The following is a 14,406-nucleotide window of genomic DNA, read 5'->3' on the forward strand; positions in this document are numbered from 1 at the left end:
CCAAATTATTGTAGAAAAAATGAATTATTTAAAAGCAGATCGTTGTCACTAAAATTACAAAAATGTTCATATATGATCATTTCAAGTTTAAAAAATTACATCGAGGTAGTGATGGCAAAGATAGGTTTTATCGGTTTAGGTCAGATGGGGTTCCCAATGGCAGCTTGTCTGATTAAGCATAATCACCAGTTATGCGTTTTCGATATCGATTCAGAAGCTGTAAATAAAATGACAAGTTTGGGTGCATGCGCCGCATCAAGCGCAGAAGAAGCGGCGCGAGGAAGCGACTTTGTGATCACCATGCTGCCAAATGGCGAATTGGTCGAGAAAGTTATTTTTTCAGCGCAAGGCGTGATTGATGGATTGGATGACCACGCGCTTCTGATTGATATGTCGACCATTCACCCGTTGGAGTCAGAGCGAATTCGTTTAGCGCTTGAAGCGCGCGGTAAGCAGTTTATGGATGCACCTGTGGGACGCACCTCAGAGCACGCGGTCAATGGTGAGCTTTTGATTCTTGCTGGCGGTAGCGATGAGCAGATTGATCGCGCAAGCGAAGTTTTGCTCTGCATGGGCAATGAAATCATCCGTGCGGGTGGCCCTGGCAAAGGTATTGCCATCAAGTTAGTGAATAACTTTATGTCGGCAGCCTTAAATGCACTCTCTGGAGAGGCGGTGGTGTTGGCGGAAAAACTAGGGTTGGAATACGCCACGGTTGAGAAAGTGTTTTCAGGCACCCCAGCAGGCAAAGGGCACTTTACCACCACTTGGCCAAATAAATTGCTCAAAGGCGATTTGTCACCAGTCTTTATGCTGGCTTTGGCGCAAAAAGACCTTGGTATCGTGATGGATTTGGCTGGCAAGTTAAACGTTCCGATGCCAATGGGGGCGGCAGCAACCACTTTATATACCCAAGCTAAGGCGCACGGGCGTGGACAGCAAGACTGGACGGCGATCGTTGAAGAGATCCGCGCCAGCGCGCAACCAAATTGAATAGTTACAGAGAAAATTAAGGAAACGTAATGCCATATATTTCAGGTAAACAGATGATTGCTCACGCCGTTGCGAACAAATATGCGGTTGGGGCATTCAGCGCGCACAACTTAGAAAGCGTGCAAGCCATTTTGGATGCAGCCAATGAAACGCAATCACCGGTGATGATTCAAATTGGTCAGCGAGTGATTAATACCCATGGTATTGAAGTGGTAAAAGCGGTATTTGATGCGGCAATCCTTCGTTATGACATCCCAGTATGTATTCATCTTGACCATTGCCATAACTACGATCAAATCGCTCAAGCGATCCGTTGTGGGTTTGATTCGGTGATGTTTGATGGCTCACAACTGTCAATTGAAGACAATATCCACATCACTCGTCAAACCGTGCAGCTTGGTAAAGCGCTAAATATTGGGGTTGAAGGTGAAATTGGCAAAATTGGCGGTACAGAAGACGACTTAAGTGTGGATGAAAAAGATGCGTTGATCACCACGGTTGAAGAGGCGAAGCATTTTGTTGACCAAACAGGTGTTGATTACCTTGCCGTATCATGTGGTACCGCCCATGGCGTTTATACCCAAGAGCCAAAATTAGCGCTGGAGCGTTTAGCGGAAATTACGCAAGTAACGGCAACACCATTAGTTTTGCATGGTGGTTCAGGTGTACCAGATCAGCAGGTTCGACACGCGATAGAAGCTGGCATTGCCAAAGTCAATGTCGATACAGAGCTTCGCCAAGCGTTTGTAGCAGGTATTAAAGAGTACTTTGAGCACCATCCAACCGATAACACCCTCGCTTTTATTATGGATGCCGGCAAGGTCGCGATGAAGCAAGTGGTGGTCGAGAAAATTAACCTGTTTGGTAGTGCTCACCAAGCAGCATCATTACTACAAGAATATCAAGCATAAGGATTTTCCAATGACAGTATTGAAACAAGTTAAGTTTGACAAGATTAACTCGGTGATCACTGAAATGTTACCGCTTGAGGTACGTGAGCTTCAGCCGCATGAAGTGCGTGTGGCAACCAAGTTCATGGGCGTATGTGGCTCTGAAATTCATGTATTGCACGATGGTCACCCATTTGCAAAACCGCCGATGGTGCCAGGTCACGAAGTTTGTGTCGAAGTGCTAGAAGTCGGTTCAGCGGTGACAGGTATTCAAGTTGGCGATCCTGCTGTGCTTGACCCGATTATGGCGTGCATGGAGTGTCCTGCGTGTAAGCGCGAGCAATACAATTTATGTGAGCCACCACAGGTAGCTGGGTTTAGAGCGCCAGGTTTTGGCAAATCAGAATTAGTGGTGCCAGCCCACAACGTACACGTAGCGTCAAAAAGTATTCCTATGGAGCAATTAGCTTTGGCAGAAGTTATTGCATGTGGAACACATTGTGTTGACCGAGTACCTCAAGAAAACCGTGGAAAAGTTTTAATTATTGGCGCTGGCACGATTGGATTATCTGTGATCCAAGCTGCTTTCATCAAGAACTTTAAAGAGATCCACGTTATCGAGCCTGATCCAGGTAAACGTAAATTGGCAGAAAAGTATGGCGCTTATGCCACTTATGCGATTGGAGAATTGCCTGAAGATGAACGTTTTGATGCGGTGATCGACGTCGTCTCTACGCAAGCGACGCTCGCGCAGTCACTTGTCCAAGTGCGCGCAGGTGGAACGGTTGTGATTATGGGTGTACCAAGCAAGCCGGTCGAGCTGAACTTAGGTCCGGTGCAGCGTTTTGAGCGCGATATTCGCAGCTCTGGCATGTACGTATCGAAAGACTGGGATGTGGCTGTGGAGTGGCTGAAACAAGGGCTATTTAAAACTGAAGATATGATCACCGATGTGTTCGCCGTTGAAGATGCTGACAAAGCTTATCAACGCGCTCAAGAAGCGGATTCGATCAAGGTATTAATCAAGTTCTAATCGATAGGCTAGGGGCGCAAGCCCCTAGGTTTAACATGGAGTTTTGTTATGTCTACAGCAGCAGTTCACATCAGTTCATCTCAAGATGTCGTGGATGCCATCAATGATAAAGGGGCTCGCAAGTCGAACCTATTTGTAATTTTTGTCGCTCTGGGTGGTATTTTAATCGATGCTTATCAGGCGACGATGGTGGGGTTTGGTAACAGCTACATCGCGCAACAATTTGGTATTTCACCGGGCTTTGCCGCTTTGGTGAATGCTTCGGTTTTAGTTTCTGCTTTGATTGCAGGTCTATACGCACAAACCATCGCTAACCGTTTTGGTCAGCAAAAAACCTTTTTGATCGGTATGGGTCTTTGCACCATAGGTGCGGTCGCCGTAGCGTTTGCACCGAACATTTGGGTTGTACTTGTCTGTCGTATTTTGATGGGCGTCGGACTCGGTATCGACTTCCCGCTGGCTACCACGGCAGTTAGTGAGCTCAATGGTGCTAAAAACAAGAAAACTGGTGGCTCGGTTAACTTGTGGCAGATGGGCTGGTATGTCTCAACGACCGTGGTTTATCTGGTTTTGATCTCACTAAATACCGCGGCGATCGATGAGCCAATGCTATGGCGCTACGGCATCTTTATCGGCGCAATCTTTGCCGTGCTGGTAATGATTTTGCGTTACACCATTATCGGTGAGTCAGCGACATGGGCAGCACGTACCGGACGCTTTGAATTGGCAGGGAAATTACTTCGCGATCAATACAATATTAATGCGGTGATTGACCCAAATGCTACCGCTCATGCGTCAAAAACAAAGTCAGTGAAAGGCGCTTACAGCATTCTTCTTTCACCGAAGTATCGTGGTCGCACCATCCTTGGGTGCGTGGTGGCAACAATGCAAGCGTGGCAGTACAACGCAGTAGGCGTATACCTACCATTGACCTTAGCGGGTATTTTATCTGGTGGTCTTTCTCATGCGCTCGGTGGCTCGGCATTGGTTAACGTCTTGTGTGGTGTTACTGGTGGTGGTTTAGGTTCGCTGTTTGTCGCTCGCTTTGGCGCGCGCTTCCAAGCAGGGTGGGGCTTTACCTTAGTAACGCTGGCACTACTTTGCCTTGGTTTACTGTCTGATGCTAGCCCTTGGGTTTCGCTCTTCTTACTTGGCTTAATCATTTTCTGTCACTCAGCAGGTCCTGGCGGGCTTGGGATGACTATCGCAACCATGTCTTTCCCACCAAGCATTCGTACCGCTGCAATTGGCTTTGCTCGTGCCATCATGCGTGCTGGTGCAATCGCTGGTTTGGTTTTGTGGCCAATGGCTTGGGGAGCATGGCAAACCGATGCGTTCTTTGTCCTTGCCGCCGTTCCATTTATTGGTGCCATCACTTGCTTGCTTATCCGCTGGGATTACGAAAAAGGCAATGTTGATGCGGAAGATAAAGAAGTCTTAGAGCTTTTAAATAAAAACTAATAATAAGGCTGGGGTGCACGCCTCAGCCACTTTTTCCATGCAATGGAGACATTGTTATGCATAACAATAATGTGAAAAAAGCGGGTCCGGTTAGTGAATCAGAACTGCGTCGGATAGTAACCGGAAGCTTTGCAGGTGCTTTGTTAGAGTGGTACGACTTTTTTATCTTCGGTACTGCGGCGAGCATTATTTTTGGTCCAATTTTCTTTCCATCAGATGAGCCGATTTTTGGCATTATGGCGTCATTTGCGACCTTTGGTGTTGGCTTCTTAGCACGCCCTCTTGGTGGTGTAGTCTTTGGGCATTATGGTGACAAAGTCGGACGTAAAGTAACCTTGATGTGGACTCTATCGATTGTTGGTGCCTCGACATTTTTGATTGGTTTGATCCCGTCTTATGACTCCATCGGGATTTGGGCACCAGTCCTATTGGTGGTGTTACGTTTGATTCAAGGCTTTGGTCTTGGTGGCGAATATGGTGGTGCGGCGCTGATTTCGATTGAGGCAGCCCCTGAGCATCGCCGCGGTTTTATTGGTTCACTACCGCAGGTCGCAGCCTCTGCGGGCATCATGTTAGCGACCGGTGTGTTCTGGGTTCTTCATCAGGTCTTTACCGAGCAGCAAATGCTGGATTGGGGATGGAGAATTCCTTTCCTTTTGTCTGCGGTGATGGCGCTTGTCGGCATGTATATCCGCGCTCACTCGGTTGAAACGCTGCATCTATGTGAAGATGAAGAGCACCCAGATGATGCCAAACCTGTGGTGGCTCTGTTTAAACATCACCGCCGTAATATCTTCTTAGCTTTTGGTGCTCGTCTAGCGGAAACCGTCTCTTCTAATACCGTTAACGCGTTTGCGATTTCTTATGTCGCGATTCAGTTAGCGATGGGGCAAGAACTGCCGTTACAGGCAATGATCATCGCTTCCGGTGTCGGCATCTGTATTTGCCCTATTGTCGGTTGGCTTTCAGATCGCTACGGTCAACGCACTATGTATAAGCTCGGCGCAGGTTTTCTCGTCTTCGCCATGGTGCCGTATTTCTACTTGCTGCAAAGCGGCGATGCTGTGCTTATCACGCTCGCCATGATCATGGCGTACAACTTAGGACCAACAATGATGTTTGCGGTCCAACCAACCATGTTTACCTCAATGTTCCGCGCACGAGTTCGCTATTCAGGGTTATCAGTCGCTTACCAATTTTCGGCGATTTTAGGTGGTATGACTCCGCTGATTTGTACGTGGCTATTAAATCAAAACGATGGTGCACCTTGGTTTGTTGCAGCTTTCGTTATCGTTATTTCCGCTATTTCTTTCATTTGTGTGTCGCTTATCGATAAGCAAGCCACGCAACCTGCTGAGCCAATTTATTCGAAATGACAGGAGTCATGATGACTGAACATTTTATTGCACTACAAAAAGATTTTGCGACCGAGTGGCCAGGACCAACTGGACCTGAAGTTGTGTTGTCCAACGACAGCTTACAATTGGTGATCTATCCGCACGATGGATGTCGAATTCGCTCGCTAAAAGCGTTTGATATTGAAGTGTTACGTGAGTGGGATGACAACAAGCGTGCGTTTCAGTATGGCTGTTTTCCTATGGTTCCTTGGGTGGGTAGGGTAGAAAATGGTGAGTTTTCTCACCAAGGTTTAAGCTATAACCTACCGCAAAACAAAGCACCTCACGCAATGCACGGCATCGCATGTATGCATCACTGGCACGTGTTGCACGCTAGTAAAACTAAGGCGCTATTTCAGCTTACGCTGGATAAACCTTGGCCATTTAAAGGTGCCGTTCTGCAAGAAATACAGCTGATTGATCATCAAGTGCTGATGAAACTAAGCATCATCGCACAAGAAGAATCTTTCCCTGCTTCTGCTGGTTGGCATCCTTGGTTTAAGAAACAGCTTGGTGATAATAGCGTGCAGCAGCTTCTAGTTAACTTCAATGCTGATTGGTTGGAAGAACCAGGTAATAATGAAGTGCCGACGGGCAATCGTATTGAACCGAAACTAGGGCCTTGGGATGACACGTTTGGTTTTAACTCGGGAGTAAGCGTTTCATTGCATTGGGGAGATACACTGCAACTTGATATCGAGAGTAGTGGCGATTATCTGACCGTGTTTGATAAGCAGCCGGATGCAACCTGTGTTAACACTATGACTGATAGACCTAATGGCATTAATAGCCCGCGGGTAACGATAGTTACGCCAGAGCAACCACTAGAAATTGAAACACTGCTTAGCTTTAGCTAAAAGAATCGCTAAAAAAGGCGACTAAAAAAGCCTCTTTGGATTTCCAGAGAGGCTTTTGTCTATTTTACCAATCTAAAAATGATTAGTTGTTTTTGTGCAGATCTGCGTTTAGTTCAACCGCGCTCTTGTTTGCCAGACATTCGATTTGACCAGTTACTGAGTTACGACGGAACAGAAGATCAGAAACGCCAGCAAGATCGCGTGCTTTCACTACTTCTACTTCTTTGCCTTCTGAATCCAGCATACGTACTTTAGAACCCGCAGTTACGTATAGACCTGATTCGATAGTACAACGGTCACCCATAGGGAAGCCAAGACCTGCGTTTGCACCTAGTAGTGAGTTTTCACCGATAGAAACGACCACTTTACCGCCGCCAGATAGTGTACCCATGATAGATGCGCCACCGCCGATGTCAGAGCCGTTACCAACTACGACGCCTGCAGAGATACGACCTTCAACCATGCTCACGCCAGTAGTACCCGCGTTGAAGTTGATAAAGCCTTCGTGCATTACCGTTGTGCCTTCACCAACGTGTGCGCCAAGACGTACGCGAGAAGTGTCAGCGATACGCACGCCAGTCGGTACCACGTAGTCCACCATTTTAGGGAACTTGTCGACGCAATCTACGCTTAGGGCACGACCCGCTAGGCGCGCTTCGATTTGACGCTCAGCCAGTTCTGGTAGATCGATAGGACCTTCGTTTGTCCATGCGATGTTGTGCAGTAGACCGAAGATACCGTCTAGTACTGTGCCGTGTGGCTTCACTAGGCGGTTAGAGATTAGTTGCAGTTTTAGGAAGCCTTCTGCAACTGATTGCGGCTGCTCGTCAGTAGCAAGAATAACCAATACTAGTGGTTGTGCTGATTCTGCTGCTTTCGCTGCGAAAGACGCGTTTGCAGCATCGCCATTTGCTTCAAATGCTGCCGCTAGTTCTGCGCTTTGTGCCGCAGAGATCTCGATAGCTTGGTTGCCTTGTTCGTAACCTGCTACTGCTGCTAGTGCGTTAACAAGCTCTTCGCTAGGGTTAAGCACTGGGCTTGGGAAAAACGCTTCGATGATTTTGCCGTCGCGGTTTTTAGTTGCTGTACCAAAGGCTAGAGAAAAGAAAGCCATAGTTGATCTCCATGTGTTGAGTCTTTTTGGTTCTCGCCGCTGCTTGGCAAGAACTTGGAATTTGTTGTCAGTCATCATAATGAGACTGGTGAGCAGTTTAAAGAGGGGAAATGGAGAAAGTCCGTAGATGGATACCTTTTGTCTTTCTGTCGATATGTTTGTCTGATGAGAAATGTGTCGCTAAAGCCTGTGCTGACTGGTTTTTGTGCTAAATCAGCACAAAGCGAGTAGGGCGTATAGCGGTAATAAAATAAGGGGAGGACCGAAGTCACTCCCCCTACACTGGGTTTGGTTAAAGCACACTCTTGACTACTACGTGACTTAAAGGTTTAGTTCACCTACCGCAACAGCTAAAGCCACCGTTGCGCCCACCATAGGATTGTTACCCATGCCGATAAAGCCCATCATAGCGACGTGTGCGGGTACTGAAGAGCTACCTGCGAACTGCGCGTCAGCGTGCATGCGACCCATGGTATCAGTCATGCCGTAAGAAGCTGGACCTGCTGCGACATTATCTGGGTGCAAAGTTCGACCTGTACCACCACCTGATGCGACAGAGAAATAAGGCATGCCTTCGCGGTTGCGTTCTGCTTTATATATACCGGCAACAGGGTGCTGGAAGCGTGTTGGGTTGGTTGAGTTACCAGTGATGCTCACATCCACTTGCTCTTTATGCATAATAGCCACGCCTTCACGCACATCGTCAGCACCGTAGCAAAGGATCTCACCCCGTGGACCTTGGGAGAAACGGCGACGCTCCAATTCAACAAGCTCACCCGTTTGGTAGTTGTATTGAGTGCGCACATAAGTAAAACCGTTGATACGTGAGATGAGATAAGCCGCGTCTTTACCCAAGCCATTTAGGATAACTTTCAACGGATTTTTACGTGATTTATTCACGTTCAATGCGATTTTGATTGCACCTTCTGCGGCTGCAAATGACTCGTGACCGGCAAGAAAAGCAAAGCAGCCACTTTCTTCATTTAGCAGACGCGCCGCCAATGCGCCGTGACCGATACCCACTTGGCGTTGCTCTGCCACGCTGCCCGCTTTGGTGCAAGCTTGTAGACCTTCACCAATGATATTGGCGGCGGCTTCCGCTGTTTTTGCTCCGCGAAAAATCGCCAATGCTGTGCCTAGTGTGTAGGCATCGGCAGCGCTTTCAAACGCGATAGGTTGCGTGTCCATCACCAAGGCTTTTGGGTCGATACCGCGATCCATACAGTATTGGTAAGCCTCTTCCAGCGAAGAAAGTTGCATTTCGTCTAATGTGCGACGTACCGATTCAGTCATTGTTGTGTTCATGATCTCTATCCTCTGCTGGCAATTATTGTTGGCGTGGGTTGATGGTTGTTACGGCTTCGTCAAAACGACCGTAAGTCCCTGTTGCTTTATCTGCGGCTTCAGCAGCAGGTACGCCTTCATTGATGGCTTTCATCATCTTGCCGAGGTTGAGATATTGGTAACCAATCACTTCTTTGTTGTCATCTAGCGCGAGTTTGGTTACGTAGCCTTCAGCCAGTTCCATGTAACGCACGCCTTTGGCTTTGGTTGCGTAGCTAGTACCTACTTGGCTGCGCTGAGTTTGACCAAGATCTTCCAGTGCGGCACCTATTTCCAAGCCACCTTCAGAGAAGGCAGATTGAGTACGACCGTAAACAAATTGCAGGAAGATTTCGCGCATCGCGACGTTGATAGCATCGCACACTAAATCGGTATTGAGTGCTTCAAGGATGGTTTTTCCGGTGAGGATTTCTGCAGCCATGGCGGCAGATTGAGTCATGCCAGAGCAGCCAATGGTTTCGATTAACGCCTCTTCAATGATGCCGTTTTTGACGTTAAGGGTGAGCTTTGCCGCGCCTTGTTGCGGAGCGCAAGCGCCAACGCCGTGGCTAAGACCAGAAATGGCGATAACGTCTTTAGGATTAATCATCGAGCCTTCAACAGGGATCGGTGCCGAAGCATGCAGATCGCCACGTTGAATTGGGCACATTGATTGGATTTCGTGTGAGTATTGCATAATGTTTTCCCAGTGTACGACATCCAGCAAATTGACCTGACTCGCGGCGATGTACGCCTCGTTGAGTGGACAACTATTGCGGATATCTTTTATTTTTTGAGAAAACAGGAGCGGGGTTGGAGAAGAGTTGAATTGCTCACTACAGAACTCTCGCTTTTACAACATAGGCAAAAGCATTCCAACAGGGCTGACCTGTTTTCGTTTCTGTAGGAGTCATCAGCATTAAAAGCGGTTTGAATCGTTTGATTCCGGTGGTACCCCATCACCGTGTGATTATCATAGCGCTGGAAAAGTGTGATCAGCAACCGCCTTTTTAGACCAAGTTGCACTATAAAAATTACTCAATATATCGATAGCAATATATGACGGGTGATAAAAACAAAAAAGCCCAATGCGATGCATTGGGCTTTCTATTAAAGACTTTACTATTACTGATTGGCGCTGCGCTTTTTGCGCTTATGCTTTATTTTTGTCCAACCGATTACCCGTTGAGCGGGGGTAATAGTGAGCTAGTATCTAGCTCGTGCCTGCTAATTACTTAGCTAGGTCAGATGAGTGCTCAGATAGGAACGCTGCAACACCTTTTGGCGATGCGTCCATACCTGCTTTACCTTCTTCCCACTGTGCTGGGCACACTTCACCGTGTTTTTGGTGGAAGTTTAGTGCGTCAACCATGCGTAGCATTTCGTCGATGTTACGACCTAGTGGTAGATCGTTCACTACTTGGTGACGTACTAGACCGTCTTCGTCGATTAGGAATGAACCACGGAACGCAACGCCAGCTTCTGGGTGCTCAACGTCGTAAGCTTTACAAATCTCGTGCTTAACGTCAGCAACTAGAGGGTATTTAACTTGACCGATACCGCCGTTCTCAACAGCAGTGTTACGCCATGCGTTGTGTGAGAATTGAGAGTCGATAGATACACCGATTACTTCTACGCCTTTCGCTTTGAAATCTTCAAAACGGTTGTCGAATGCGATCAGCTCTGATGGGCAAACGAAAGTGAAGTCTAGTGGGTAGAAGAAAACAACCGCTTTCTTACCTTTAGTGAATTCTGCAAAGTTGAAGTTATCAACGATTTCGCCGTTACCTAGAACAGCTGCTGCAGTAAAGTCAGGGGCTTGACGACCAACTAGTACCATTTTTTTGCTCCTAAATATTTGGTAAGTTCCAAACCTTTCAATCATTTTTCGGTTTGGTCCGTGTTTGTTCGGGACAAACTATAGTACAGATTGTAGTATTGAAAAAAGCGAATTAAATAGATTAAGTTAATCGAAAAAAGCGATAAAATCGGAATCTGCTATTTCGATCACTGCCCGTGTAGGAGTTAACGATAAAACTATGAATAAATGGCCTAGTCTCAAGCAACTGCACTACTTGGTTACCCTACATGAAACCCGTCATTTTAGTGATGCCGCAGAAAAGTGCTTCGTTAGCCAATCTACTTTAAGCAAAGGGATTCAAAACTTAGAAGAGCTGATTGGCTGCCCTCTATATGAGAAGAAAGACAAAAAGAGTCCACTGGTTTTTACCCATGCCGGTGAATTAGTTGTGCAGCAAGGGCGTGACTTGCTAGCCAAAGGACAAGATTTGGTCGAGCTAGGGCGTTTATGCCAAGGCGGCGATATGGAAGGACAGTTGAAAGTGGGCTGCATTCCAACCATCGCGCCTTTTTTACTCTGCGATTTGGTACAAGAAGTCAACAAGCGTTTCCCGAGTCTGAATATGCTGCTGCGTGAAGACACCACGACCAATCTACTGACCGCGCTTCGTCATGGTGAGTTGGACGTATTGATTCTTGCGTTACCTGTAGATATAGAGGGGATGGAGAGTAAAATTGTGGGCAGCGATCCGTTTCGGATGATCATTAGCCGCCAGCAAGCTGACGCGATTAAAGTGCCGATCCACTACGATGATTTGCCTGATGAGTTCGTTTTCTTGCTTGAAAAAGAGCACTGTCTCACCGAGCATGCGGTGTCGGCGTGTCAGTTAACTGAGAAAGAGAAGATCAATCCGTTTTCTGCGACCAGTTTGCATACTTTGGTCCAAATGGTGGCAAATGGACTCGGTACTACCTTTATACCGCAAATGGCGATTGATCATGGTTTGATTGATAACCAAAATCTGATGGTGGTCGATCCACCGGGTCAGCAAGCTCATCGTCATATTGGTCTGGTATGGCGTCCAAGTTCTTCACGAGTGAAAACATTTAATCAGTTGGCAGATGTCGTGTCTGAGCTGCTTTAGCTCTGAAGTTGATACTAATTTAGCTCGCAAGGGTTAATTGTCTTACTGCTAAAGTGAGGTCAATGCGCTTATTAGCTATAAGTATTAGCCATTACATCTGCAATTACCCATTAAAACGCACTGCTATCGGTGCGTTTTTTAGTTTTTAATTCCGATGGTGCAGTTTAACTTGTAAAATTTTACAGAAATTAATTTTTGAAGCTTTCATGAAATAGTGAAATTTCACATTGTTAATTTTACAGTTGGCGTTTTTTTGTCTGTTTTAATTATGATTAAAAAATAAGCTTAAGACCATGTAATAAAAGGGTAAAAAAGGCTGGTCTGACATTAAAACACTTGTTTGAATTAATTTGACATAAGATTTTTCACTGAAATTAAATTACGTAAGTGCTTACGTTTTTGTGCGCTTGATGCATGCTTTTCCCCCCACCGAATAAAACTTCAAACTTCACTTGCCCTCTTTTTCTATCAATCGCCGTGATGTAAGTTATTTAAAGGCTCGGTAAGACCTATGTCTAGATTGAAATCTCGCTTGGTTTGATTGAATCTAGAGCCTAAGAGCACAATTAAAGTCATCTGATAAAGTCGGAAATAAAAAGATAATTGTCGTTCATAACTTACAAATGTAATTACGACAACAGATTTAAAGGAAGAAATCATGCTTGCTCAAACACCTGATAAAACAACATCGACTAAGGAAGCCCAAGAAACCTTATCCCGTTTAAAGATCACGGGTGAGCTATTACCGGAGCACCAAGCGATTCTGCCAACAGAAGCGCAAACTTTTCTCGCACTCCTTTGTGAGCGTTTTGCTCCACGTGTCGAAGGGTTATTGGTCGCTCGTGAGCACAAGCAAGCAAGTATCGACGCAGGCGAACTTCCGGACTTTTTGCCAGAAACGCAAGATATCCGTGAAGGCAGCTGGAAGATCCTCGGTATTCCGCAAGATTTGCAAGATCGCCGTGTTGAGATAACCGGACCGACTGACCGCAAAATGGTGATTAACGCGCTGAACGCTAATGTAAAAGTGTTTATGGCCGATTTTGAAGACTCAATGTCACCGGCGTGGGGCAAGGTACTGGATGGACAAATCAACTTGCGTGATGCAGTGCGTGGCACTATCAGCTATACCAACCCGGGTAACGGTAAGCATTATGAGCTTGCGCAAGACCCTGCGGTATTGATTTGCCGTGTACGTGGGCTGCATCTACAAGAAAAGCATGTCACGTTTAATCAGCAGATCATCCCTGGTGCCTTGTTTGATTTTGCGCTCTACTTTTATAACAACTATCAAGCGCTACTTAAAAAAGGCAGCGGTCCGTATTTCTACCTGCCAAAACTGCAGTCTCATCATGAGGCTAAATGGTGGAGTGAAGTGTTCCACTTTACTGAAGACTACTTCGGTCTTAATACTGGCACGATCAAAGCAACGGTATTGATTGAGACGCTACCAGCAGTGTTTGAGATGGATGAAATTCTGTTCTCGCTCAAAGAGCACATCGTTGGTCTTAACTGTGGTCGCTGGGATTACATCTTTAGCTATATCAAAACATTGAAAAATCACCCCGATCGCGTGCTACCGGATCGCCAGGTGGTGACAATGGATAAGCCGTTCCTGAACGCGTACTCAAGACTGTTGGTTCGTACTTGTCATAAGCGTGGCGCGTTTGCGATGGGTGGTATGGCGGCGTTTATTCCAGCCAAAGATCCAGCAGAGAACCAACAAGTGCTCGACAAAATTCATAACGATAAATCACTAGAAGCTAACAACGGGCATGATGGCACATGGGTCGCTCATCCAGGTCTTGCGGATACCGCCATGGAGGTGTTTAGCAAGGTCTTGGGTGAACGCACCAATCAACTAGATGTGAGCAGAGCAGACGATGCACCTATCACGGCGAGCGAACTATTAGCTCCTTGCGATGGTGCAAGAACAGAGCAGGGGATGCGTCACAATATCCGAGTGGCACTTCAGTACATCGAAGCGTGGATCTCAGGCAATGGTTGCGTGCCAATTTACGGCTTAATGGAAGATGCCGCGACCGCGGAAATCTCTCGCGCCTCTATCTGGCAATGGATTCAACACGGTAAAGATCTCGACAACGGACAGGTGGTGACCAAAACGCTATTTGAACAGTACTTAAATGAAGAGATCGAAGTCGTGAAGCAAGAAGTGGGCGAAGCACGCTATCAAGCGGGTCGTTTTGAAGAAGCGGCGAAGTTGATGGCACAACTGACCACAAGCGATGAATTAACCAACTTCTTAACCATTCCAGGTTACGACTACCTAGATTAGTTAGGAAAGCAAAAGACTTAATCAATACCAACATCCAATAACGTGAAGGAATACTGGCAGATCAGGACCTACTGCCAGCAAAGATAAAAGCGCAGCG

12 protein-coding genes and 1 riboswitch are annotated in these 14,406 nt (G+C 46.6%); of the genes, 8 read left to right on the plus strand and 4 right to left on the minus strand.

What is annotated here, in order from left to right; translation table 11 throughout:
• The first annotated feature begins 111 nt into the window (after nucleotides 1–111).
• From yihU to DPF93_RS11770, 6 genes are read left to right on the plus strand one after another with little or no spacing between them, the layout of a single operon-like run.
• A complete protein-coding gene (yihU, locus tag DPF93_RS11745) occupies nucleotides 112–993 on the plus strand; it encodes a sulfolactaldehyde 3-reductase (RefSeq protein ID WP_114766430.1) in 882 nt (293 codons plus the stop codon).
• A gap of 29 nt (nucleotides 994–1,022) precedes the next feature.
• Complete coding sequence (locus DPF93_RS11750) at nucleotides 1,023–1,904, plus strand: class II fructose-bisphosphate aldolase (RefSeq protein ID WP_114766358.1); 882 nt, start codon at nucleotides 1,023–1,025, stop codon at nucleotides 1,902–1,904.
• A 10-nt stretch (nucleotides 1,905–1,914) separates the two neighbouring features.
• Complete coding sequence (locus DPF93_RS11755; protein ID WP_114766359.1) at nucleotides 1,915–2,916, plus strand: zinc-dependent alcohol dehydrogenase; 1,002 nt, start codon at nucleotides 1,915–1,917, stop codon at nucleotides 2,914–2,916.
• A gap of 48 nt (nucleotides 2,917–2,964) precedes the next feature.
• Nucleotides 2,965–4,377, plus strand: coding sequence for an MFS transporter (locus DPF93_RS11760; RefSeq protein WP_114766360.1), 1,413 nt, complete (start codon nucleotides 2,965–2,967; stop codon nucleotides 4,375–4,377).
• A 56-nt stretch (nucleotides 4,378–4,433) separates the two neighbouring features.
• A complete protein-coding gene (locus DPF93_RS11765) occupies nucleotides 4,434–5,753 on the plus strand; it encodes an MFS transporter (protein WP_114766361.1) in 1,320 nt (439 codons plus the stop codon).
• Between the two features lie 11 nt (nucleotides 5,754–5,764).
• The gene (locus DPF93_RS11770; protein ID WP_208638787.1) at nucleotides 5,765–6,631 is read left to right on the plus strand and encodes an aldose epimerase family protein; all 867 of its coding nucleotides are present in this window, start codon (nucleotides 5,765–5,767) and stop codon (nucleotides 6,629–6,631) included.
• 82 nt (nucleotides 6,632–6,713) lie between these two features.
• On the opposite strand, the gene dapD is transcribed toward DPF93_RS11770, so the two are convergent.
• The 4 genes from dapD to DPF93_RS11795 all read right to left on the minus strand — a co-directional run bounded on the left by dapD (nucleotide 6,714) and on the right by DPF93_RS11795 (nucleotide 10,908).
• Entirely contained in the window at nucleotides 6,714–7,745 is a 1,032-nt protein-coding gene (dapD, locus tag DPF93_RS11775) for a 2,3,4,5-tetrahydropyridine-2,6-dicarboxylate N-succinyltransferase (protein WP_114766363.1), read from the minus strand.
• A gap of 321 nt (nucleotides 7,746–8,066) precedes the next feature.
• Nucleotides 8,067–9,050, minus strand: a complete 984-nt coding sequence (locus DPF93_RS11780; protein ID WP_114766364.1) for a GGGtGRT protein — start codon at nucleotides 9,048–9,050, stop codon at nucleotides 8,067–8,069.
• Nucleotides 9,051–9,072: 22 nt separating this feature from the next.
• On the minus strand, nucleotides 9,073–9,765 hold the full coding sequence (locus DPF93_RS11785; protein WP_114766365.1) for an iron-sulfur cluster assembly scaffold protein: 693 nt from the start codon (nucleotides 9,763–9,765) through the stop codon (nucleotides 9,073–9,075).
• A 200-nt stretch (nucleotides 9,766–9,965) separates the two neighbouring features.
• Nucleotides 9,966–10,041: riboswitch (Fluoride riboswitch) on the minus strand.
• 258 nt (nucleotides 10,042–10,299) lie between these two features.
• Nucleotides 10,300–10,908 carry a peroxiredoxin C gene (locus tag DPF93_RS11795; RefSeq protein ID WP_114766367.1) on the minus strand — a complete coding sequence of 203 codons (609 nt, stop codon included), beginning with the start codon at nucleotides 10,906–10,908 and terminating at the stop codon, nucleotides 10,300–10,302.
• Between the two features lie 199 nt (nucleotides 10,909–11,107).
• Here DPF93_RS11795 and DPF93_RS11800 point away from each other — a divergent pair, with 199 nt between their 5' ends.
• A complete protein-coding gene (locus DPF93_RS11800; RefSeq protein WP_114766368.1) occupies nucleotides 11,108–12,013 on the plus strand; it encodes a hydrogen peroxide-inducible genes activator in 906 nt (301 codons plus the stop codon).
• Nucleotides 12,014–12,671: 658 nt separating this feature from the next.
• Nucleotides 12,672–14,309, plus strand: a complete 1,638-nt coding sequence (gene aceB / locus DPF93_RS11805) for a malate synthase A (RefSeq protein WP_114766369.1) — start codon at nucleotides 12,672–12,674, stop codon at nucleotides 14,307–14,309.
• The last annotated feature ends 97 nt before the right edge of the window (nucleotides 14,310–14,406 follow it).

Source organism: Vibrio rhodolitus, from assembly GCF_003350325.1.
Taxonomy (GTDB): Bacteria; Pseudomonadota; Gammaproteobacteria; order Enterobacterales; family Vibrionaceae; genus Vibrio; species Vibrio rhodolitus.

Bases quoted from the DNA above. Each gene is read 5' to 3' on its own strand.
- yihU (WP_114766430.1), top strand. From the start codon at position 112: ATGGCAAAGATAGGTTTTATCGGTTTAGGTCAGATGGGGTTCCCAATG.
- DPF93_RS11750 (WP_114766358.1), top strand. From the start codon at position 1,023: ATGCCATATATTTCAGGTAAACAGATGATTGCTCACGCCGTTGCGAAC.
- DPF93_RS11755 (WP_114766359.1), top strand. From the start codon at position 1,915: ATGACAGTATTGAAACAAGTTAAGTTTGACAAGATTAACTCGGTGATC.
- DPF93_RS11760 (WP_114766360.1), top strand. From the start codon at position 2,965: ATGTCTACAGCAGCAGTTCACATCAGTTCATCTCAAGATGTCGTGGAT.
- DPF93_RS11765 (WP_114766361.1), top strand. From the start codon at position 4,434: ATGCATAACAATAATGTGAAAAAAGCGGGTCCGGTTAGTGAATCAGAA.
- DPF93_RS11770 (WP_208638787.1), top strand. From the start codon at position 5,765: ATGACTGAACATTTTATTGCACTACAAAAAGATTTTGCGACCGAGTGG.
- dapD (WP_114766363.1), bottom strand. From the start codon at position 7,745: ATGGCTTTCTTTTCTCTAGCCTTTGGTACAGCAACTAAAAACCGCGAC.
- DPF93_RS11780 (WP_114766364.1), bottom strand. From the start codon at position 9,050: ATGAACACAACAATGACTGAATCGGTACGTCGCACATTAGACGAAATG.
- DPF93_RS11785 (WP_114766365.1), bottom strand. From the start codon at position 9,765: ATGCAATACTCACACGAAATCCAATCAATGTGCCCAATTCAACGTGGC.
- DPF93_RS11795 (WP_114766367.1), bottom strand. From the start codon at position 10,908: ATGGTACTAGTTGGTCGTCAAGCCCCTGACTTTACTGCAGCAGCTGTT.
- DPF93_RS11800 (WP_114766368.1), top strand. From the start codon at position 11,108: ATGAATAAATGGCCTAGTCTCAAGCAACTGCACTACTTGGTTACCCTA.
- aceB (WP_114766369.1), top strand. From the start codon at position 12,672: ATGCTTGCTCAAACACCTGATAAAACAACATCGACTAAGGAAGCCCAA.